The sequence below is a fragment of the Pseudonocardia ailaonensis genome, from assembly GCF_039531635.1.
GTDB lineage: Bacteria > Actinomycetota > Actinomycetes > Mycobacteriales > Pseudonocardiaceae > Pseudonocardia > Pseudonocardia ailaonensis.
In genome coordinates this window covers 352,106-372,641 of the sequence record NZ_BAAAQK010000028.1, presented here as the reverse complement: position 1 = coordinate 372,641, position 20,536 = coordinate 352,106, and the positions used below count along the sequence as shown (strand labels likewise).

Sequence of the window (20,536 nt, the reverse complement as noted above, 5' to 3'; positions counted from 1 at the left end):
GCTCGTCCCGCGTGTGACGATGGACGTGTGACCAGGACTGCCGTGCCCCAGGTTTCGGCCCGGACGCCCCTGGCGCGCCGTCGCAACGGGCGGCTCGTCGCGGGCGTCGCGGGTGGTGTCGCCGACCATCTCGGTGTCGACGTCCTGTGGGTCCGGGCCGCCTTCGTCGTCCTGACCGCGGCCAACGGGGCCGGGATCCTCGCCTACGGGCTGCTCTGGGTGTTCGTGCGCCAGGAGGCCGCGGACGTCGGCCGGGAGATCAGCCGCAGCGAGCGCCAGCAGGCCATGGGCCTGGCCGCGCTGGGCCTGGCGGTCGGGCTGGCCGCCGCGGCGCTGCAGAACCAGGTGGTCGGCTGGATCGTCGGGCCGCTGGGGGTGGCGGCGATCGGTGCCGCCGTCGTCTGGCGGGAGGCGGACGAGGCGCAGCGCCGCCGGTGGACCACCGGCGCGCGCAGCGGGATCCTCGGCGGCGGGCGCAACGCGGTGCTGCGGATCCTCGCCGGCGCGCTGTTCGTCGCGGCCGGGATCGTGGTGTTCCTGCTCGGCAACCTCAACCTCGGGCAGATCCAGTTCGGCGTGCTCGTGGTGGTGGCCACGCTGATCGGCGTCGGGGTGCTCACCGTCCCGTGGTGGGTCCGCCTGGCCCGGGACTTCGGCGAGGAGCGCCGCGAGCGGATCGTCACGGCGGAGCGCGCCGAGATCGCGGCCCACCTGCACGACTCCGTGCTCCAGACCCTCGCCCTGATCCAGCGTCAGTCGGACGACCCGCGCGAGGTCCAGCGCCTCGCCCGCGGCCAGGAGCGCGAGCTGCGGCACTGGCTCTACGGCCCGCAGGGCTACGGCCGTTCCGGCGGCGGCGAACCGGTCCTCGAGGAGAGCCTGGCCGAGAGCCTGCGCACCGCGGCCGGCGAGGTCGAGGACACCTACGCGATCACGGTCAACCCGGTGATCGTCGGCGACCACCCGCTGGACGACGGCCTGCGCGCGCTCGTTCTCTCCACCCGGGAGGCGATGGTCAACGCGGCCAAGCACGCCGGCGTCGGCGAGGTCAGCGTCTACGTCGAGGTGGAGGAGGAGAGCGTGCACGTCTTCGTCCGGGACCGCGGCAAGGGCTTCGACCCGGACACGGTTCCCGACGACCGGCACGGGCTCGCCGACTCCGTGCACGGCAGGATGGACCGGCACGGCGGCACCGTCCGCCTGCGCACCACGCCGGGCGAGGGCACCGAGGTGCACCTGAGCATGCCCCTGACCGGGGCCGACCAGCGAGAGGACGCCCGAGGATGACCGAGCCGACCGCCGATCCGATCACCGTGTTCCTGGTGGACGACCACGGGCTCTTCCGCGCCGGTGTCCGCGCCGAGCTGGAGCGCGGCGCCGACGGCGACCCGCCGCTGGACATCGTCGGCGAGGCCGGGTCCGTCGACGAGGCGGTGGCCGGGATCGGCCACCTGAAGCCGGACGTGGTGCTGCTCGACGTCCACATGCCGGACGGCGGGGGAGCGGCGGTGCTGGCCCGGGTGCGTCCCGAGCAGCCGGACGTCGTGTTCCTCGCCCTGTCCGTGTCCGACGCGGCCGAGGACGTCATCGCCGTGATCCGCGGCGGCGCCCGCGGCTACGTCACCAAGACGATCTCGGCCCGCGAGCTGGGCGACGCGGTGCGCCGGGTCAAGGCGGGCGACGCCGTGTTCTCGCCGCGGCTGGCCGGGTTCGTCCTCGACGCGTTCTCCGACCGCCCGGGCGCCGCCCCGGCCGTGGACCCGGAGCTGGACCTGCTCACCAAGCGCGAGCGGGACGTCCTGCGCCTGCTCGCCCGCGGCTACGCCTACAAGGAGATCGCGGGCGAGCTGTTCATCTCGGTGAAGACGGTCGAGACCCACGTGTCGAGCGTGCTCCGCAAGACCCAGATGTCGAACCGCTACGAGCTCTCCCGCTGGGCCTCGGACCGCCGGCTGGTCTGACGGAGATCACCACCTCGGACCCGTCGAGGCCGTGTCCGGCGCGGTCGGGTCCGAGGTGGCGATCAGCCGAGGAGCGAGCCGATCGGGGCGGTGAGGGAGCTCGCGGTCTGCGCGACCGGGGCGACGACCTTGGTCCCGACGTCCGACGTCGTGTCCTTGAGCAGGTTGCCGCTGCCCGAGCTGGCGGTCGGGGCGGTCGGCTGCGGGGCGGCCGGCTGGGTGTTCGTCGACGAGGTGGTGCCCGAGGGCGCGCTCGGCTGGGACGGCGATCCCGTGAGCGGGGCTGCGTCGACCAGCGAGGTGACCGGCGCGAGGGCACCGAGGACCGGGCCGGTGACCGGCGCGGTGGCCGCGAGGACCGGCTGGGTGACCCCGCCGACGACGCCGAGCACCGGGTCCGTGACCGGCTTGACCGCCGTCACCAGCGGCTGGACGACCGGCTTGGCGAGGTCCGTGACCGGGGCGACCGTGTTCGCGACGGGCGCGACGACGGTGTCCGCCGCGACCTGCGCGACGGGTGCGGCGGCCTGGACCACGGGCGCGAGCGGGGCGGCGACCCCGGCCGCGGTGTCCCCGACGGCGCCGGTGACCCCACCGACGGTGCCGACGACGCCCTGCGTGACCGGGGCCAGCGGCGCGGTCACGGTGCCGACCGTGCCGCCCACGGCGCCGACGACCGGGCCCGCGGTGCCGACCACGACCTCGGTGACCCCGCCGGCGGTGTCCGTGACGCCCTGGGTGATCGGGGCGATCGGGGCGGCCGCGCCGCCCACACCGTCGACCACACCGCCCACGACGGGCGGCAGCCCGGTGAGCGGGCCGCTGCCCGGGTTCCCGCCGGTGCCGCCGCTGTTCCCGGTGGAACCGCCACCGCCGGTGCCCGGGTCGCCCAGGACGGGGGCCAGCAGGCCGCCACCCGACGACGGGGCGGAGCCGCCGGCGGCCGGGGTGCTCTGCACGGGGCCGACGAAGGCGGGCGCGGCCGGGCCGGTGACCGGGGCGACGGCGGACCGGGCGGCACCCGTCCCGAGGGCCGCGACGGTCGCGCCGGTGGCCGGCGCGGTGAGCTCGGACGGGAAGGCGACGTTGGTGAACGCGGCGCTGGAGGCGGCCCCTGGGAGGCCGATGATGCTCGCGGCGGTGGCCCCGCCGGCGCTGCCGTCCGGCAGCCGCAGGCCCGGGTAGGTGCCGTCGAGGGCCTCCTGGGCGGCGGAGTCGCGCCCCGCGGCCTCGGTGAACATCGCGGCGGCGAGCACCGACCCGGTGGCGATCAGGGCGCCGGTGGCGACGGTGACCCGGCGCGCGGCGACGGGGCTGCGGCGGCCGAGCTGGGCGGGCCGGGGCTGGATGGGTCGGTCCAGGGCGTGCGGCGCGCGTCCCTCGCGCCGCAGCAGCGCCCCGACCGAGACGATCTGACCGGTGCGGGAGATCGCGGACTCGGCCGCGACCGTGGCAGTCGGAGCAGCGCTCGCTACGTCCGCGGCCGCCGGTGCGGCGTCCGTCGGCTCCTCCGGCGCCGGACGCGGCGCGGGGATCCTCGGCAGGGGCCGGCGGTCGGCGTCGGCGCTCCCGACGACCTCGGCGGCGGGCTCCGTGGCTCGGCCCGCTGTGCCGGTGATCGGTGTGTCGGCCGCGCCGCGCTGGCTGGGAACGTTGCGCCGCAACAGTTCCGCCACGCTCACGGGGTTCCGCGCGGGGAACGGATTGCCGACGCGGTGCTCGTACGTTGCCACGGCGGTACGGCCTCCTTCGGGACGGAACGTGCCCGATCAGGTGTACCGGAGTAGCCAGTCGTTCACCAAGTGTCATTCGCCCGCTCACCGCGGGTGACGCGAACGGGTGAACCCCGTTCATCGAGTGACGGCGACCACTCAACGCGTCCACAGCCGAACGGAGCCTGAGGCATCCGCCGTTCGCGCAGGTCAGTGACTCCGAGTGGATGCCGTTGGGCGCATCACGATCTGGTCACGGAACGCTTCGCGGTCCCTACTGCTCGTGACACTGCGTGCGGCGTCACGTGTAGCCGTACCGCCGCTCAGGAGGAGGTCGGGTACTTCGACCGCTCCTGCTGCAGCCCGCGGTAGCCCATCGCGCCGCCGCCGAGCGCGATGATCATCCCGATGATCGCGGTGACGGTGCCGCCGGAGGTCAGCAGCAGGCCCAGCAGGGAGACGCCCGTGGCGCCCGCGGCGACCGGGAACCGGCTGCGCGAGTACCGGGCGATCTCCGTCCCGGCCGCCCCCTTCTTCTTCGCGGCGTTGTTCAGCATCGCCACGTAACCGACATGTCCGAGAGCGGCCAGCAGCCCGACCAGCGCGACCAGTGTGAAGACGATCCCCATGTCCTCCACAGTGCCACGGCGGCGCTGGTCCGTGCGGGTATTCCCTCAGGTCGGACCCAGTCGTGACCTGACCGCTCCTAGCGCCCGCCGAGCCGGCCGCGCCCGAGGCGGAGCAGCACCATCCCCAGCTCGCGCCCCTCGGCGCCCAGCTCGCGGAAGCGGGACAGCACCGCGATCTCGCGGCTGTAGACGATCCGGGGCCCGCCGGCGGCCATCCGCGCCACCCCGATCCGCCGGGACACGGCGGTGCGCCGCTTGACCAGGCGCAGGATGTCGGCGTCCAACCGGTCGATCTCGAGCCGCAGCTCCGCGATCTCCTCCTGCGTCGGGACGTCGGTGGGCACCTCGTTGGACACGGACATCTGTCTACTCCTTCGTGCTGCGTCCACCGGCCCCCGACAGCGAAGAACCCCGGGTCCGATGGACTCCGGGGTCGTGGCTGCTGGTGTCAGCGAGCGACGGGTGCCGGAATCCGGTACCCGTAGAAAAATCGCTGCTCGCGGTGCACGGGGGACAGTCTGCCACAGCCTGGCCGGATTCCGTCGGGGCGCGGCGGTACCGTGTTCGACACGATGAGCGCTCTGTTCGAACTCCCCGGTATGGCTGTCGAGCCGAAGACGAAGCGCGGTGTCGCGCTGCTGGAGGGGCTGAACCCGAAGCAGCGCGAGGCCGTCACCCATGCGGGCACCCCCCTGCTGATCGTCGCGGGGGCCGGGTCGGGGAAGACGCGCGTGCTCACGCACCGGATCGGCTGGCTGCTCGCGGAGCGCAGCGTGCACCCCGGCGAGATCATGTCGATCACCTTCACCAACAAGGCCGCGGCCGAGATGAAGGAGCGGGTCGACGCGCTGGTCGGGCGCCGCAGCCAGGCCATGTGGGTGTCGACGTTCCACTCCATGTGCGTGCGGATCCTGCGCCGCGAGGCCAAGCACCTCGGCGTCCGCAGCGCGTTCTCCGTGTACGACGCGGACGACACCCGCCGGCTCATCGGCATCGTCACCCGGGACCTGGACCTCAACCCCAAGCAGTTCGCGCCGCGCGCTGTGGCGGGCCAGATCTCGAACCTGAAGAACGAGCTCATCACCGCGGAGGACTTCGCCGCCCGCGCGACCAACGAGCACGAGCGCAAGATCGCCGAGGTCTACGCGACCTACCAGACCCGGCTGCGGCAGGCCAACGCCTTCGACTTCGACGACCTGATCATGGAGACGGTGGCGCTGCTGCAGCGGCTGCCCGCTGTCGCCGAGTACTACCGCCGCCGCTTCCGGCACGTGCTGGTCGACGAGTACCAGGACACCAACCACGCGCAGTACGCGCTGGTCCGCGAGCTGGTGGCGCCGGCCACGGACGGGGCGCAGCCGGCCGAGCTGTGCGTCGTCGGCGACTCGGACCAGTCGATCTACGCCTTCCGCGGCGCCAACATCCGCAACATCGTGGAGTTCGAGCAGGACTTCCCCGACGCGACCACGATCCTGCTGGAGCAGAACTACCGCTCCACGCAGACGATCCTGTCCGCGGCCAACGCCGTCATCGCCCGCAACCCGAACCGCCGCGACAAGCGGCTGTGGTCGGAGCAGGGGGACGGCGAGAAGGTCGTCGGGTACGTCGCGGACAACGAGCACGACGAGGCGAGCTTCGTCGGGCAGACCGTCGACCGGCTGGTGGACTCCGGGGAGTTCCGCAACTCCGACATCGCCGTCTTCTACCGGACCAACGCGCAGTCCCGTGTCTTCGAGGACGTGTTCCTGCGGATCGGGCTGCCGTACAAGGTCGTCGGCGGCGTGCGGTTCTACGAGCGCAAGGAGATCCGGGACGCGCTGGCCTACCTGCGCGTGCTGTCCAACCCGGAGGACACGGTCAGCCTGCGGCGCATCCTCAACGTGCCCAAGCGCGGCATCGGGGACCGGGCCGAGGCGCTCGTCGCGGAGTACGCGGAGCGCGAGCGGATCTCGTTCAGCCAGGCCCTGCGCGTCGCCGCCGAGGAGCCCGAGCGGTTCCCGGCGCTGGCCACGCGGTCGCAGCGCAACATCGCCGGCTTCCAGCGGATGATCGACGAGCTGCGCGAGGGCGTGGACCGGGGCGACGAGACGGCCGAGATCCTCGAGAACGTCTACGGCCGCACCGGGTACACCGAGTCCCTGGAGGCGAGCGAGGACCCGCAGGACGGCACCCGGCTGGAGAACCTCGCCGAGCTCGTCACGGTCGCGCGGGAGTTCGCGGGGGACGCGGCGGTCGCGGACCTCGACGACAGCGACGTCGAGGTGGGGGCCCCGCCGCCCGGCTCGCTGGCCGCGTTCCTGGAGCGGGTGGCGCTGGTCGCCGACGCGGACTCCATCCCGGACGACGACCAGGGCATGGTCACGCTGATGACCCTGCACACCGCGAAGGGCCTGGAGTTCCCGGTCGTGTTCCTCACCGGCTGGGAGGACGGGATCTTCCCGCACATGCGCTCGCTCGGGGACCCGGACGAGATGGCCGAGGAGCGCCGGCTGGCGTACGTGGGCATCACGCGCGCCCAGCAGCGTCTGTACCTGTCGCGGGCGATCGTGCGCAGCGCCTTCGGCCAGCCGAGCACCAACCCGGCGTCCCGGTTCCTCGACGAGGTGCCGGACGATCTCGTCGACTGGGAGCGCTCGGAGCCCGAACGCCCCTCGGCGCCGGTGGGCCGCTTCGGCTTCGGCCGCCGCCCCCAGGCCACGGACCGCGGGAACTGGAACGTCCCCGCCCGCACCATGAACGCGGAGATCCATCTCGAGGTGGGGGACCGGGTCAACCACGACAAGTACGGTCTCGGCACGGTCACCGCGTCCGACGGCGTGGGCGCCCGGGCCACGGTCACGATCGACTTCGGCTCCGCCGGCACGGTCCGCCTCATGCTGATCGGCGGAGTCCCGCTCCAGAAACTCTGAGGCCCGTCAGGTCCTGATGATCACGGGCGGAGGCGCCAGCACCGCGCCCCGCCCCGGCTCAGCCCGGCTCGGCAAGCTCGGCCGAGCTGGCTCGGCTTGATCATCAGGACCTCAGGGTCCAATCCCTGTGCTCGACGGCGGCGCAGCAGCGCGCCAGCCCGGTGATCATCAGGCCCTGAGCACCCTCCCGATGATCACCAGGACCCCGCTGCACCCTCGCGAAGATCACCAGGACCTCACTGCGAATTTTCCATGATCATCCGACAGTCACGCCCTGATGATCACTACTCGGCATGATCGCCAGGACATCTCGGGGCCGGTGGTCGGGCCGGGACGACAGTCAGGTCCTGATGATCACCACGGGAGAGTGGGGCGGGGCGAGCCTGGTGGGAGGTCGGGGAAGTCGGGCTGCGGCCGGCGAGCTGAACCCGTCGAAGCGTGCGTTGTGGAGCCACAGCGTCATGGAGCCCAGCGTTATCGAGCCACAGCGTTATGGAGCCACAATGGACAGGCCCGGGAGTCGAAACGTGCGTTGTGGCTCCATAGTGCGGAGCTGGGGCTCAGTCGCCCGCGCCGTCTCCGGGGCCGGTCACCCGCAGGCCCATCGCCGTCAGGATCGGGAGCGGGTTGACCTTGTTCTTGTTGGCGTCCCAGATCTCGAAGTGCAGGTGGGGGCCGGTGGACTGGCCGCGGTTGCCGACCTCGGCGATCTCCTCGCCCGCCTTCACCGTCTGCCCGACGGTGACGAACGAGCGGTTGATGTGGCCGTAGACGGTGTGCGTGCCGTCCGGGTGCTTGAGCACCACCCACATCCCGAAGCCGCTGGCGGGCCCGGACTCCTCCACCACGCCGTCGGTGAAGGCGAAGATCGGGGTGCCGATGGGGGCGGCGAGGTCGATGCCGTAGTGCGTGACGCCCCAGCGGGCGCCGAAGCCGGAGGTGAACCGGCCGGTGGTGGGCAGGACGTAGGACCGGCCCTTCTGGATCACGGCCTGCGGGGCGCCGTCGGCGAGCGCGGCCTGCATCTGCCGCGCGGTGGAGGCGATCTTCGAGCCGATGTCGACGGCCTTGGCGAGGCTCGCGACGTCCACCTCGGACCGCTGGTCGAGCACCGGGAGGGCCTGCGGCACCCCGGTGAGCTGCTCCGCGCCGATCGCCTGCGCGGCGGTCGTGGGGGCGGCGGTGGTGCCAGGGGTGCGGGGGGCGGCGACGGTCTCGTCCGCCACCGGGAGCATCGCGTTGGCGGCGAGCTTCTCGTAGGGGTCCGTCTCGACCACGGGACCGCCGAGGGCGGAGAGCATCGTCTGGCCGGCCGCGACGAGCGCACCGCCGGCGCAGGCGGCCACGGTCATGCGGACGCGCAGGGAGGACGCGGGTGGCGCCGGCAGCCGGTGACCACCCCGGGCCGACGCCGCGCGGGGTGCCGCGACGTTCCGGGGGACCGGTTGGGCGCCGCTTGGGGAGCGGTGGCGCACCGAAACCTGTCCTTCCTTCTCGGGGTCCACGCCCCGGCCCGCTCACGCCGGCGTGGGTTCGGGGAAACCCTGGCGGCTCCGATCGGGGTCGGGGCCGCGCCGTCGTGATCGCGCCGTGACACGAACGGAGCAAACGTAGCGGGCCCCGGGCGCGGCGGCAAACCCACCCCGGCGGTGTGTCGCGTTCGTCCCCGATCGGATCAGGAGGCGGGGCTGGAACGCTCGCGCTGCGTGTCCGCCAGCCGTTCCCGGCGCGCGCGGCGCTGCCTGACCGGGTGGATCGGCGACTCTCCGCGACGGGCGAGCCGGTTCGCGACGTGGTGCACGGTGCGCGAGTCGACGGGCAACGACAGGTGGCCGACGTCGTCGACCTCCAGCTCCTCGACGTCGAGATCCGGGTGGTGCAGCCGGGCGTTGCGCTGCGGGACCACCATCTCGTCCATCCGGCTCCAGACCACGTAGAAGCGCGTGGGGCAGTCCGGGGCGGGCTCGGCGAGCTCGGCGAGCACGTCCGAGCCCGGCCGCAGCTGGCGGGCCAGCGGTGTCGGCATGAGGTAGGCGGTGGCGGTGCCGGTGTGCGGGCTGCCGAGGGTCACCAGGGTGTCGACGAACTCCGAGCCGCCGAGGCGCTGCACGTAGTAGCGCGCGATCACCCCGCCCAGCGAGTGCCCGACGATGTGCACCTTCGGCGAGCCGGTGAGCTCGCGCAGCTTCTCGACGTGCGCGCCGACCTCGCGGGCCGCGCTGCGCAGGTCGCCCGTCAGCACGCTGTAGTTGATCGCGTGGACCACGCCGAAGCCGCGCTTGCGCAGCGCGCGCCGGAACACGGTGAACACCGAGCGGTTGTCCATGATCCCGTGGATCAGCAGGATCGGGGTGCCGGCGGCCTCGAGATCGGCGCAGACCAGGCTGCGCTGCGCGGGCGGCAGGTCGTCGGTGCGGTAGCCGCTGGGCTGGCGGACGGTCTCCTGTGCGAGCCCCACCGGGTACAGCACGAGATGGGCCGCCAGCCAGGCGCTCTCCTGCACGAGCCCGCGCAGTCCGGCCGGTGAGGTGAAGGTGCGCAGCGCGTAGCCGGCCGCGCGGACGGACTCCTGCGCGGCGGTCGTCACGACGCTGCGCGCACCGCCGGCGGTCCTGGCCAGGCGGTGCAGGCCTTCTGTGACCGGCGCCATACCCAACGGTAAGCGATACACGCCCGTTTTGCTGTGGTCACCGCGGAGAAATATCAACTTTCCCCCGGTGGGGACGCGTGGTTGCTCACACCGGGCCCCGGATCCCCAGGCCCGGCGCTCTCGGTGAGTGACGTCACCAGGGCAGAGGTCATGCCGCCCCGGGCCGGTGGCTAGGGTGCCGGAGCGGAGTAGGTCTGACGTGCGGGCACCTCGCGCGGAGGACACGCGGGTCGCTATCCGAACAGCGACGTGAATCGGGAGAGCCGAGTGGACCTGTACGAGTACCAGGCGAAGGATCTCTTCGCCGCCCACGGAGTCCCGGTGCTTCCGGGCAAGACGGTGGACACGGCGGAGGCCGCCGAGGCCGCCGCCGCCGAGCTGGGCACCGCGGTCGTGGTGAAGGCCCAGGTCAAGACGGGTGGGCGTGGCAAGGCGGGTGGCGTCAAGCTGGCCACCACGCCGGCGGAGGCCAAGGAGAAGGCCACCGACATCATCGGCCTGGACATCAAGGGCCACACCGTGCACCAGATCCTGGTGACCACGGCGAGCGACATCGCGGAGGAGTACTACTTCTCCTTCCTGCTCGACCGGTCGAACCGCACCTTCCTGGCCATGTGCTCGGCCGAGGGCGGCATGGAGATCGAGCAGCTGGCCGTCGAGCGGCCGGACGCGCTCGCGCGCATCGCCATTGATGCGATCGCCGGTGTCGACAAGGCGAAGGCGGACGAGATCGTCGCCGCGGGCAAGATCCCCGCCGCCGTCGCCGAGCAGGCCGCGGACGTCATCGTCAAGCTGTGGGAGACCTTCGTCGCCGAGGACGCCACCCTCGTCGAGGTCAACCCGCTGGTGCGCGACCCCGAGGACAAGGTCATCGCCCTCGACGGCAAGGTGACCCTCGACGAGAACGCCGGCTTCCGGCACCCGGCGCACGCCGAGCTCGTCGACGAGCGCACCGAGAACGCGCTCGAGGCGAAGGCGAAGGCCAAGGGCCTCAACTACGTGAAGCTCGACGGCGGCACCGTCGGCATCATCGGCAACGGCGCGGGCCTCGTGATGAGCACCCTGGACGTCGTGGCCTACGCGGGCGAGAAGCACGGCGGCCAGAAGCCCGCCAACTTCCTCGACATCGGCGGCGGCGCGTCGGCCGAGGTCATGGCCAACGGCCTCGACGTCATCCTGGGCGACGACGACGTCAAGTCGGTCTTCGTCAACGTCTTCGGCGGCATCACCGCGTGCGACGCGGTGGCCAACGGCATCGTCGAGGCCCTGAAGATCCTGGGCGACGGCGCGACCAAGCCGCTCGTCGTCCGCCTGGACGGCAACAACGTCGTCGAGGGCCGCCAGATCCTGGCCGACGCCAACCACCCCCTGGTGACCGTCGTGGGCACCATGGACGACGCGGCCGACAAGGCCGCCGAGCTCGCCGCTGCGGTCTGAGGGAACCTGACATGTCGATCTTTCTGAACGAGAACTCCAAGGTCATCGTCCAGGGCCTCACGGGCTCGGAGGGCACCAAGCACGCCACCAAGATGCTGGCGGCGGGCACCAACATCGTCGGCGGCGTGAACGCGCGCAAGGCCGGCACCACGGTCACCATCGGCGGCAAGGACCTCAAGGTCTTCGGCACCGTCGAGGAGGCGATCAAGGAGACCGGCGCGGACGTGTCGGTCATCTTCGTGCCGCCGAAGTTCGCCAAGGACGCCGTGCTCGAGGCCATCGACGCCGCGATCCCGCTGGCCGTGGTGATCACCGAGGGCATCCCGGTGCACGACTCCGCCTACTTCTGGGCGCACGCCGTGGCCAAGGGCAACGTCACCCGGATCATCGGCCCGAACTGCCCGGGCATCATCTCGCCGAGCAAGTCCAACGCGGGCATCATCCCGGCCGACATCGCGGGCCCCGGCCCCATCGGCCTGGTGTCCAAGTCGGGCACGCTGACCTACCAGATGATGTACGAGCTCAAGGAGTTCGGCTTCTCCACCGCCATCGGCATCGGCGGCGACCCGATCATCGGGACCACGCACATCGACGCCCTCGCGGCGTTCGAGGCGGACCCGGAGACCAAGGCCATCGTCATGATCGGCGAGATCGGCGGAGACGCCGAGGAGCGGGCCGCGGCCTACATCAAGGAGAACGTGACGAAGCCGGTCGTCGGCTACGTCGCGGGCTTCACCGCCCCCGAGGGCAAGACCATGGGCCACGCCGGCGCCATCGTCTCCGGCTCGGCGGGCACGGCGCAGGCGAAGAAGGAGGCCCTCGAGGCCGCCGGGGTCAAGGTCGGCAAGACGCCGTCCGAGACCGCCGCGCTGATGAAGGAGATCGTCAAGGGGCTCTGACCAGCCTCTCGTGGACGCGCGGGTGCCCGGGGAACCCTCCCCGGCCCCGCGCGTTCTGCTGTCGGGGGAGACTGGACCCGGTCGACGTGCGAGGGAGAGATCATGAGTGAGACGGGTGAGAACCCGGTCGTTCCGCAGGGGCCCGTGCGGACCCTCGTGCTGGTGGGCGCCGGACTGGCGGTGGTCGTCTACCTGCTGGGCTTCTTCGGGGACGGGCTGTCGGGCGCGCTGACCGTGGGGCCGGTGCTCCTCGTCGGCGGCCTGCTCGCCGGGGCGGTCCTGCTGCCCCGGGCCGGGAAGCTGCTGGTCCCCTCCGCGGTGCTGTCGGTCGTCGGGTTCCTGGTGCTGCTGCAGGTCGTCGTGGTGGCCACCCGGGCCGGGCTCGGCGGGATCCTGATCGTGTCGCTGGTGCTGTCGTTCCTGCAGGCCGCGGCCCTGACCGGGGCGGTCCTGCTGGACTCGGGCCTGGTCACGATGCCGGCCCCGCGGCCCGCCGCGCCGCCGCAGGGCTACGGCCCGCCCGGCCAGCCCTACGGCTACGGGGGCTACCCGCCGCCGCAGCAGGGCGGCGGCTACGTGCAGCAGCAACAGCCCCAGTACGGGCAGTACGGCTACCAGCCCTCGGGCGCCTACCCGCAGCAGTACGGCGGCTACCCGGGCCAGCAGCCCTACGGCGGCCCCGGCCAGCCCCCGACGGGCGCACAGCCGGTCGTCGGCCAGCCCTACCCGGGCGCCCCGGCCGGCCAGCCGGCGACGGGATCGCAGCAGGTGGTGGGCGGTGCACCCGGTGCCCAGGCCCCGTCCGCCCAGCCCGCTCCCGGGCAGTCGTCGCCCGGCCAGCCCCCGTCGTCCCAGCCCTCGCCGGCACCCGGCCAGCCCGGGCAGTCCTCGGGCGCTCAGGCGACGGGCGGGCAGGCGTCGGGCCAGTCCCTCGCGGCGCAGGCGGGCGGCCAGCAGGGGGCCCCGTCGCCGCTGTGGTCGGCGCAGACGGAGTCGGTCGCCGGCCCGACCAGCACGGGCAATCCCCTGGCCGGGGGCCAGCGCCCCGCGGACCTCGACGCGACCCGGGTCGACGGCACCCCGGTCCCCGCCGACCCCGCCGCCCAGGACGGATCGGGCCGCCACGAGCGCCCCTCCGACAGCGGCGGGGACCGCACCACCCGCATCCAGCCCGACCCCGACCGCTCCACCCCGTAGCCCCCCCACCCCGCGAGTCGGCACTTCCGGTAGGCCGAAACACACATCTGCGACGATCGGCCCCTCCCCACCCCCGCGAGTCGGCGCGTTCGGGAGGCTGAGTTGCACGTCTGCGACGACGGGGGTCGGCTCGCTGCCTGCGAGTCGGCGCTTTCGGGAGGCTGAGTTGCACGTCTGCGACGACGGGGGTCGGCTCGCTGCCTGCGAGTCGGCGCTCTCGGGAGGCCGAGTTGCACGTCTGCGACGACGGGGGTCGGCTCGCTGCCCGCGAGTCGGCGCTCTCGGAAGACCGAGTCGCACATCCGGGGCGACGGGGTCGACCCGTGCCCCGGGTGATCGAGGTGTACGTCGGCGACGAGAGGGCACGGTCGTGATCGTCGGGAATGCGCGTCGACGGCCACCGGTGGCCGGTTCCGCGCACTCCTGGTGATCAACGCCGCGGAGCGGGGCGGCGGGGATCGGGGTGGGCCCGGCGTGGCGCGCTGACTCGCGGGCGGTGCGCTGCGACGCTGCCGGGGTGAGCCGTTCCCTGCGTGTCGATCGCCGCCCCGTCGAGGAGGCCGAACCCGAGGAGACGTCCGTCGCGGGGGAGCCGTCCTCCGGGGAGGCGGGCGGTCTGGAGGGCCTCGACCGGCTGCGCGTCGTCATGGCCGCGGCGATGGGGACCGTGCTGGTCACCTACGCGATGCTCGTGCCGGCGGCGCTGCTCGTCGTGCTCTCGGGCGGCGGGGCGTCCGGATCGATCGACGGCGCGTTCGCCGCCGCGATCCCGCTCTGGCTCGCCGCGCACCAGATCCCCCTCGAGCTCGAGGGCCAGCCGCTCAGCGTGCTGCCCCTGCTGCCGACGCTGGGAGTGCTGGTCGTCGTCGCGCTCGGGGCGCGGTGGGCCGTGCGGCGGCTCGGGGGGCGTGTCCGTCACGACGCCGGCGCGGTGGTCGCCGCACTCGCCGGGTCGCACGCGGCGGTCGCGGTGCTGGGCAGCGCCTTGCTCCCGCGGGCGGCGGCGGTCGCGGCCGCCCCGTGGGCGGCGATGGTCGGTGCCGCCGTCATCGCCGGGATCGGGGCCTCCGCCGGGGTGCTGCGGACCTGTGGTGTGCCGGCGCACTGGCGCGAGCGGCTGCGGGGCTGGCCGGCCGCCGGGCTCGCCGCGGGCGCGGTCGGCGGCGCGGCGCTGCTGACAGCCGGGGCGCTGGCCGTGCTCGTCGGGCTGGGGTTCGGCGCGGTGCGCGTGCACGCGGCGTTCGAGGCGCTCGCCCCGACCGGTGGGGCGGCGTTCGGGGCGACCCTGCTGTCCGTCGCGTACCTGCCCAACGCCGTGGTCGGCGGCATGTCCTGGGTGCTCGGCCCGGGCGTGGACGTCGGGCTCGGGTCCTGGACGCCGTTCGGCGGCGCGCTCGCGCCGCTGCCACCGTTCCCGCTGCTCGGCGGCCTGCCGGGCCAGACCGCGCCCGCCTGGGCGGTCGTGGTCGTGATCGTGCCGGTCGGGATCGGGCTCCTCGTGGGCGGGGTGTGCCGGCAGGTCCTCGGGCCGGACGCGCCGATGGCCGAGCGGCTGCGGGCCGTGGCGTTCGCCGCGGCGGGCCTCGCGGTCGTCGCCGCGATCCTGGCGCTGCTCGCGGGTGGCCGGCTGGCTGCGGGGGCCTACGACCCGGTCGCGGTCCCGGTCTGGCTGGTGTTCGTCGCGGTGCTGGTGTGGATCGGGGCTCCCGCGGCGGTGCTCGCACTGGTCCAGCGCGGCGCCCCGCCCCGGGGGGAGACCTCCGACGAGGACCTCGGCTGGTATCGCGACGGCTACACGACGACCGACGACGAGTGGGACGGGGACGACCGGGCCGACGAGCGCTGGGCCGACGAGGACCGGGACGACGAGGACCGGGACGACGAGCGCTGGGACGAGGACCGGGACGACCGGGCGGACGAGGGCCTCGTCGAGGACGAGTGGGGCGACGAGGACCGCGACGGCGAGGCCCGGGACCCGGCGGATGCCTCGGACCCGGCGGAGGACGACCGGGACGAGAACCCCGCCCGGGACGACGAGCGCTCGGAGCGCGACGAGCACGACCTGGCCGACGAGAGTGACGGCGCCGACCCCCGCACCGACGACTCCCGCACCGACGACTCCCGCACCGACGACTCCCGCACCGACGACTCCCGCACCGACGACTCCCGCACCGACGACTCCCGCGCCGACGACTCGCGCGCCGCCGAGGACCGCGCCGCCGATCGGGCGGACCGGGGCCGGGCCGACCACGACCCCGCCGACCACGACCCCGCCGACCACGACCCCGCCGACCACGACCCCGCCGACCACGACCCGGCGGACCCCGCCGACGACGGTCCCGCGCCCGAATCCGCTGCTCGCGCCCGCCGTCGGCCCAGCGGCCCACGGGGGAGGGACCGGTCCGGCGGCCGGGCGGTCGAGCGGGCCCGCACCCGTCGTCGAGCACGGGTCGAGGCGGACCCGGCCGGCGAGCAGGCCCGGGAGGTGGACGACGGTCGGCGCCCGGTCGGCGGGGGCTCCCGCCGCGGGGAGCGGACCGCGCCGCACCACGGGGGTCTCTTCCGCCGCGCGCCGGAGACCGACGCCCCGCCGACCCCGGAGCCGGACGACGCGAAGCCCCGCACCGTCGGCGAGCTCGTCGCCCTGAGGGCCCGCCAGGCCGAGGAGCGGGCGGCGGCCGAGCGCGAGCAGGAGGACTGAGCGGCCCGAACACCCAGGTCGCTGCCGCTGTGACCGGCGTCGCCACCTAGGCTGGTGGGGTCCCTGTCAGAGCCGCCCGCCCGAGGAGATCCGGTGCCCGCCCCGTCGAGCGCAGCGCACGTCTCGCGGGAAGCGCTACCGTCAGCGGCCCGGATCGTGGTGCTGGCCTCCGGTTCCGGCACCCTCCTGCAGGCTCTGCTCGACGTTCCGGCGGCCTTCCCCGGTCGCGTCGTCGCCGTCGGTGCGGACCGGCCGGCCACCGCGCTGGAGCGGGCGGAGCGCGCCGGCGTGCCCTCGTTCGTCGTGCCGCCGAAGGCCCACGCCGACCGGGCGGACTGGGACCGCGCGCTGCTGGCCGGGGTCCTCGGTCATGCCCCGGACCTGGTCGTCTGTGCGGGGTTCATGCGGATCCTCGGGGCCCCCTTCCTCGCGGGGATCGGGCGCCCGATCGTCAACACCCATCCCGCGCTGCTGCCCGCCTTCCCCGGCGCGCACGCGGTACGAGACGCACTGGCCCACGGCGTCAAGGTCAGCGGCACCACCGTCCACCTGGTCGACGCCGGCGTGGACACCGGTCCGATCCTGGCCCAGGAGGCCGTCCCGGTGCTGCCCGGCGACACCGAGGCCGAGCTGCACGAACGCATCAAGATCGCCGAGCGCAGGTTGCTGGTGAGCACCGTCGAGTCGATGTGCAACGAAAAGAGAGTCCAGTGAGCGAGCTTGCGAGCGAGTCGTCGGCACCGAGCGACCGCCGTCCGGTCAGGCGGGCCCTGATCAGCGTCTACGACAAGGCCGGTCTCCTCGACCTGGCCACCGGGCTGCACGGGGCCGGGATCGAGATCGTCTCGACGGGGTCGACCGCGCAGCGCATCGCCGACGCCGGCGTCCCGGTCACCCCGGTCGAGGAGCTGACCGGCTTCCCCGAGTGCCTCGACGGGCGCGTCAAGACCCTGCACCCGCGCGTGCACGCCGGGCTGCTGGCGGACACCCGCAAACCCGAGCACCTCGCGCAGCTCGAGCAGCTGGGCATCGCACCCTTCGACCTGCTGATCTCGAACCTGTACCCGTTCACCGAGACCGTGGCCTCGGGGGCGACGCCGGACGAGTGCGTGGAGCAGATCGACATCGGCGGCCCCGCGATGGTCCGGGCGTCGGCGAAGAACCACGACAGCCTCGCCGTGATCACCGACCCGGCTCGCTACGAGTGGGCGCTGGAGCAGATCGGTGCCGGCGGGTTCACGCTGGCGGACCGGCGCGGGCTCGCCGCCGAGGCCTTCCGGCACACCGCGGCCTACGACGTCGCGGTCGCCTCCTGGATGGGCAGCGTCCTGGCGCCCGGCGACACCGCGTTCCCGGAGTGGGTGGGCGCGACCTGGACCCGCACGGCATCGCTGCGCTACGGCGAGAACCCGCACCAGGCCGCCGCGCTCTACAGCTCCGGCGCCGCGGGCCTCGCGCAGGCGGAGCAGCTGCACGGCAAGGAGATGTCCTACAACAACTACGTCGACGCCGACGCCGCCTGGCGCGCCGCCCACGACCACGGCGACCGGCCGACCGTCGCGGTGATCAAGCACGCCAACCCGTGCGGCATCGCGGTCGGCGCGGACGTCGCGGAGGCCCACCGCAAGGCCCACGCCACGGACCCGGTGAGCGCCTACGGCGGCGTGATCGCGACGAACCGCGAGGTCTCCGTCGAGTTCGCGCAGCAGGTCAAGGACATCTTCACCGAGGTCGTGCTTGCGCCCGGCTTCGCGCCCGAGGCCCTGGAGATCCTGCAGGCCAAGAAGAACATCCGGCTGCTGCAGCTGCCGGGCGAGGTCGTCCGCACCGGGCCGGAGATCCGGCCGATCAGCGGCGGGCTGCTCATGCAGCAGCGGGACGCGATCGACGCCCCGGGCGACGACCCCTCCGGCTGGAAGCTGGTCGCGGGCGAGGCGGCCTCCGCGGAGACGCTCGCCGATCTCGCCTTCGCCTGGCGGGCGTGCCGCGCGGTGAAGTCCAACGCGATCCTCCTGGCGGCCGACGGTGCCGCGGTCGGCGTCGGGATGGGCCAGGTCAACCGGGTCGACTCCTGCCGGCTCGCGGTCACCCGCGCCGGGGACCGGGCGCAGGGCGCGGTCGCCGCGTCGGACGCCTTCTTCCCGTTCGCCGACGGGCTGCAGGTGCTGATCGACGGCGGCGTCAAGGCCGTCGTCCACCCCGGCGGTTCGATCCGGGACGAGGAGGTCACGGCTGCCGCCGCGGCCGCCGGTGTGACCCTCTACCTGACGGGGACGCGGCACTTCGCGCACTGATCCCGGCTGCGCCCCCGTGCCTGCGGGGGCGCTGCCGGTGGGCCCGGCGCAGGGGCGGGAGCAGGCGGAACAACGCCAGGATCGCGGCGACCACGGTGCAGAGCGCGACCGCCCACCACAGCGCGTCGAGCCCGCCGAAGGTCGCGGCCCCGGCGGGTGCGACGAAGAACGCCGTGTTGCCGATCTTGCAGTACATCAGGCCGGCGCCGCGCGCAGGTGGTGCCAGGCGGCCGGTCGGCCCCGCAGCCGGGCGGCGGCCGCGCCGAGGAACACCGCCTGCTGGAACAGGTCGTACCCGAACTCGACGACCACGGGCAGCGCCAGTGCCATCCCGCGCCACCCGCGCCGCCGGACGGTCCAGACCCGCTCGACCACGAACACCGTGGTGATGGCGAGCCAGATCCCGCGGGGTGGCCCGAGCTCGCCGAGCGCCGCGAACACCGCCGTGGCCAGCAGGAACAGCGCCACCGCGAGGATCCCGGCGTACATCCCGGCCTGCCGCAGCGCGTACGGCGCGGTGACCCGGGTGAGGCCGTAGGCGCGCAGGTTCTCCAGGGCCCCGCGCTGCCAGCGCAGCCGCTGGTGCCACAGGGCGCGCCAGGTGGGCATGACCTCGGTGAGCACCCCGCACTCCCGCGGGCTGCGGGCGCGCAGACCCAGGGTGAGCACGGCGAGGGTGATCTCGTTGTCCTCGGTCAGGGCGGTGGAGTCGTAGACGTCGCCGGCGCGGCCGGGAAGCCGTTTTCCCGACGACGGGTGGTCGGCCCGTGGTGCGAGGGTGCGGTCGGGGTCGAATCGCGCCCCGCGACCGGTGGTTCCGTTGTGCTGCACCGGGTCCGACCGAACTGCTCCGCCCGGGCCGGAAGGAGGTCCTTCCCGGGGAGTGCGGTCGTGGGCGGCTCCGGGGATGGCTGCCCCACCGGGGAGCAGGGGATCGGTGTGCACGGCTCCGGTGGGAGCGCCGTGCGCTGCTCCGGAGGTGGGGCTGGTGCGCGTCTCCGCGGGGTTGACGCCGGCGGGTGCTGCTGCCTGGGTGAGGCCCGCGTGTGGTGTGCCGTTGAAGGGGTTGGTACGTGCGTCGTGGGCGAGACCGGTGTGCGCCGCTGCGCGCGCGGAACCGGTGGGCGACGGTCCGGAGGCCGGGCCGGTGGGTGCCGCCGCGTGGGTGGGGCCGGTGTGCGCCGCTCCGCGGGCGGTGGCGACCGCGCGGAGGGTCCCGGCGCGGAAGACGGTCGCGGTGCCCGTGAGGACCCGGGCCCGGCCGCCACGGCGCTCGATCTCCCGGGCGTAGCGGGCGTACTCGTTGCGCTGCAACGCCCCCGGCAGTCCACCGCCCGGTCGGCCGTGGAAGATCCCGCCGACCGCGCCGGTGCCGGGATCGGCGAGCTCGGCGACGGCGACGGCGAGGAAGCCGGGGGCGATCGCGGAGTCGGCGTCGAGGACGAGCACGAGATCGTGGTCCGCGAGGAGCGGGAGCCGGGGGCCGCCCGGGTTGTCGGGGTGCGCCGCCGGTGTGTGCAGGTGGCCCGGGTCCCGAGCGATCGCTGCGAGCGACCGGCGATGGTCCGGCGGGGCATGCGTGGGGATCGGAGCATCGTCCGGGTCCGGGTCCGGGTCCGGGTCCGGGTCCGGGTGTGGGGTGGGCCGGGGGGTGTCGTCGTGTGTGGCGGGACCGGGCGTCCGGAGGTCGGGATCCGGCGAGCCGGGTCCGGCCGCGGTGAGGCCGGCGCCCGGCGGGGCCGGTGGACGGGGGAGCAGCAGCGCCAGCGCCTGGTTGAGCGCCCCGGCCTTCCGGTCGGTGTTGCCCACGGTCTCGACCACGTCCGCTCCGAGCGCGGCTGCGACCGCGGCCGTGCCGTCCGTGCAGTTGTCCGCGACCACCACGACGTGGTCCGGCGGGCGGGTCTGTGCGCGCAGCGAGGCCAGGGCCGCAGGCAGGGTGGCCTCCTCGTCGTGGGCGGGGACCAGCGCGACGATCCGTGGGCTCGACTCGTCCATCGCGCGCATTCTGTACAGCCGGACGGAGCAACATCCATCTTGTCTTTCCGTGCTCGATCGGCTACCCGGACGAGTGGTCCACCGGCGGACGGCCTCTGTGCTGCGGAAACTCCTCGACGGACGGTGTCGGCCGTTCACTCGTCCGGGGA

15 protein-coding genes are annotated in these 20,536 nt (G+C 74.0%); 9 read left to right on the top strand and 6 right to left on the bottom strand.

Annotation, left to right across the window (positions count from 1 at the left end):
* The first annotated feature begins 27 nt into the window (after positions 1-27).
* On the top strand, positions 28-1,287 hold the full coding sequence (locus tag ABD324_RS34125) for an ATP-binding protein (protein WP_344426925.1): 1,260 nt from the start codon (positions 28-30) through the stop codon (positions 1,285-1,287).
* The gene (locus ABD324_RS34120; RefSeq protein ID WP_344426922.1) at positions 1,284-1,961 is read left to right on the top strand and encodes a response regulator; all 678 of its coding nucleotides are present in this window, start codon (positions 1,284-1,286) and stop codon (positions 1,959-1,961) included. Before ABD324_RS34125 ends, ABD324_RS34120 begins: the two co-directional genes overlap by 4 nt.
* Positions 1,962-2,023: 62 nt before the next feature.
* On the opposite strand, the gene ABD324_RS34115 is transcribed toward ABD324_RS34120, so the two are convergent.
* The 3 genes from ABD324_RS34115 to ABD324_RS34105 form a co-directional block, all read right to left on the bottom strand.
* Positions 2,024-3,694, bottom strand: coding sequence for a hypothetical protein (locus ABD324_RS34115; RefSeq protein ID WP_344426919.1), 1,671 nt, complete (start codon positions 3,692-3,694; stop codon positions 2,024-2,026).
* 302 nt (positions 3,695-3,996) lie between these two features.
* Positions 3,997-4,302 carry a hypothetical protein gene (locus tag ABD324_RS34110; protein ID WP_344426916.1) on the bottom strand — a complete coding sequence of 102 codons (306 nt, stop codon included), beginning with the start codon at positions 4,300-4,302 and terminating at the stop codon, positions 3,997-3,999.
* 77 nt (positions 4,303-4,379) lie between these two features.
* Positions 4,380-4,664, bottom strand: a complete 285-nt coding sequence (locus ABD324_RS34105; protein WP_344426913.1) for a chorismate mutase — start codon at positions 4,662-4,664, stop codon at positions 4,380-4,382.
* A gap of 210 nt (positions 4,665-4,874) precedes the next feature.
* Here ABD324_RS34105 and pcrA point away from each other — a divergent pair, with 210 nt between their 5' ends.
* Positions 4,875-7,211, top strand: a complete 2,337-nt coding sequence (gene pcrA, locus ABD324_RS34100; RefSeq protein ID WP_344426910.1) for a DNA helicase PcrA — start codon at positions 4,875-4,877, stop codon at positions 7,209-7,211.
* Positions 7,212-7,771: 560 nt separating this feature from the next.
* Here pcrA and ABD324_RS34095 read toward each other — a convergent pair.
* The gene (locus ABD324_RS34095) at positions 7,772-8,563 is read right to left on the bottom strand and encodes a M23 family metallopeptidase (protein WP_344426907.1); all 792 of its coding nucleotides are present in this window, start codon (positions 8,561-8,563) and stop codon (positions 7,772-7,774) included.
* 323 nt (positions 8,564-8,886) lie between these two features.
* Positions 8,887-9,861: a lipase family alpha/beta hydrolase gene (locus ABD324_RS34090; protein ID WP_344426904.1), complete on the bottom strand. Its 975-nt coding sequence runs from the start codon at positions 9,859-9,861 to the stop codon at positions 8,887-8,889.
* A 249-nt stretch (positions 9,862-10,110) separates the two neighbouring features.
* On the opposite strand from ABD324_RS34090, the gene sucC reads away from it, so the two are divergent.
* The 6 genes from sucC to purH all read left to right on the top strand — a co-directional run bounded on the left by sucC (position 10,111) and on the right by purH (position 18,389).
* Positions 10,111-11,298, top strand: coding sequence for an ADP-forming succinate--CoA ligase subunit beta (gene sucC / locus ABD324_RS34085; protein WP_344426902.1), 1,188 nt, complete (start codon positions 10,111-10,113; stop codon positions 11,296-11,298).
* 11 nt (positions 11,299-11,309) lie between these two features.
* Entirely contained in the window at positions 11,310-12,197 is an 888-nt protein-coding gene (gene sucD, locus ABD324_RS34080) for a succinate--CoA ligase subunit alpha (RefSeq protein ID WP_344426899.1), read from the top strand.
* A gap of 102 nt (positions 12,198-12,299) precedes the next feature.
* Entirely contained in the window at positions 12,300-13,394 is a 1,095-nt protein-coding gene (locus tag ABD324_RS34075; protein ID WP_344426896.1) for a DUF5336 domain-containing protein, read from the top strand.
* A 517-nt stretch (positions 13,395-13,911) separates the two neighbouring features.
* Positions 13,912-16,095, top strand: coding sequence for a cell division protein PerM (locus ABD324_RS34070; RefSeq protein ID WP_344426893.1), 2,184 nt, complete (start codon positions 13,912-13,914; stop codon positions 16,093-16,095).
* 93 nt (positions 16,096-16,188) lie between these two features.
* Positions 16,189-16,809: a phosphoribosylglycinamide formyltransferase gene (purN, locus tag ABD324_RS34065; protein ID WP_344426890.1), complete on the top strand. Its 621-nt coding sequence runs from the start codon at positions 16,189-16,191 to the stop codon at positions 16,807-16,809.
* Entirely contained in the window at positions 16,806-18,389 is a 1,584-nt protein-coding gene (gene purH / locus ABD324_RS34060; protein WP_344426887.1) for a bifunctional phosphoribosylaminoimidazolecarboxamide formyltransferase/IMP cyclohydrolase, read from the top strand. The genes purN and purH overlap by 4 nt, the downstream gene beginning before the upstream one ends.
* A gap of 195 nt (positions 18,390-18,584) precedes the next feature.
* Here the strand turns inward: purH and ABD324_RS34055 are convergent, their stop codons facing one another.
* Positions 18,585-20,387 carry a glycosyltransferase family 2 protein gene (locus ABD324_RS34055; RefSeq protein ID WP_344426884.1) on the bottom strand — a complete coding sequence of 601 codons (1,803 nt, stop codon included), beginning with the start codon at positions 20,385-20,387 and terminating at the stop codon, positions 18,585-18,587.
* Positions 20,388-20,536 lie beyond the last annotated feature (149 nt).

Coding starts and splice junctions, on each gene's coding strand:
- pcrA (WP_344426910.1), top strand. CDS start 4,875: ATGAGCGCTCTGTTCGAACTCCCCGGTATGGCTGTCGAGCCGAAGACG.
- sucD (WP_344426899.1), top strand. CDS start 11,310: ATGTCGATCTTTCTGAACGAGAACTCCAAGGTCATCGTCCAGGGCCTC.
- ABD324_RS34075 (WP_344426896.1), top strand. CDS start 12,300: ATGAGTGAGACGGGTGAGAACCCGGTCGTTCCGCAGGGGCCCGTGCGG.
- ABD324_RS34105 (WP_344426913.1), bottom strand. CDS start 4,664: ATGTCCGTGTCCAACGAGGTGCCCACCGACGTCCCGACGCAGGAGGAG.
- ABD324_RS34095 (WP_344426907.1), bottom strand. CDS start 8,563: ATGACCGTGGCCGCCTGCGCCGGCGGTGCGCTCGTCGCGGCCGGCCAG.
- ABD324_RS34055 (WP_344426884.1), bottom strand. CDS start 20,387: ATGGACGAGTCGAGCCCACGGATCGTCGCGCTGGTCCCCGCCCACGAC.
- ABD324_RS34120 (WP_344426922.1), top strand. CDS start 1,284: ATGACCGAGCCGACCGCCGATCCGATCACCGTGTTCCTGGTGGACGAC.
- ABD324_RS34110 (WP_344426916.1), bottom strand. CDS start 4,302: ATGGGGATCGTCTTCACACTGGTCGCGCTGGTCGGGCTGCTGGCCGCT.
- ABD324_RS34090 (WP_344426904.1), bottom strand. CDS start 9,861: ATGGCGCCGGTCACAGAAGGCCTGCACCGCCTGGCCAGGACCGCCGGC.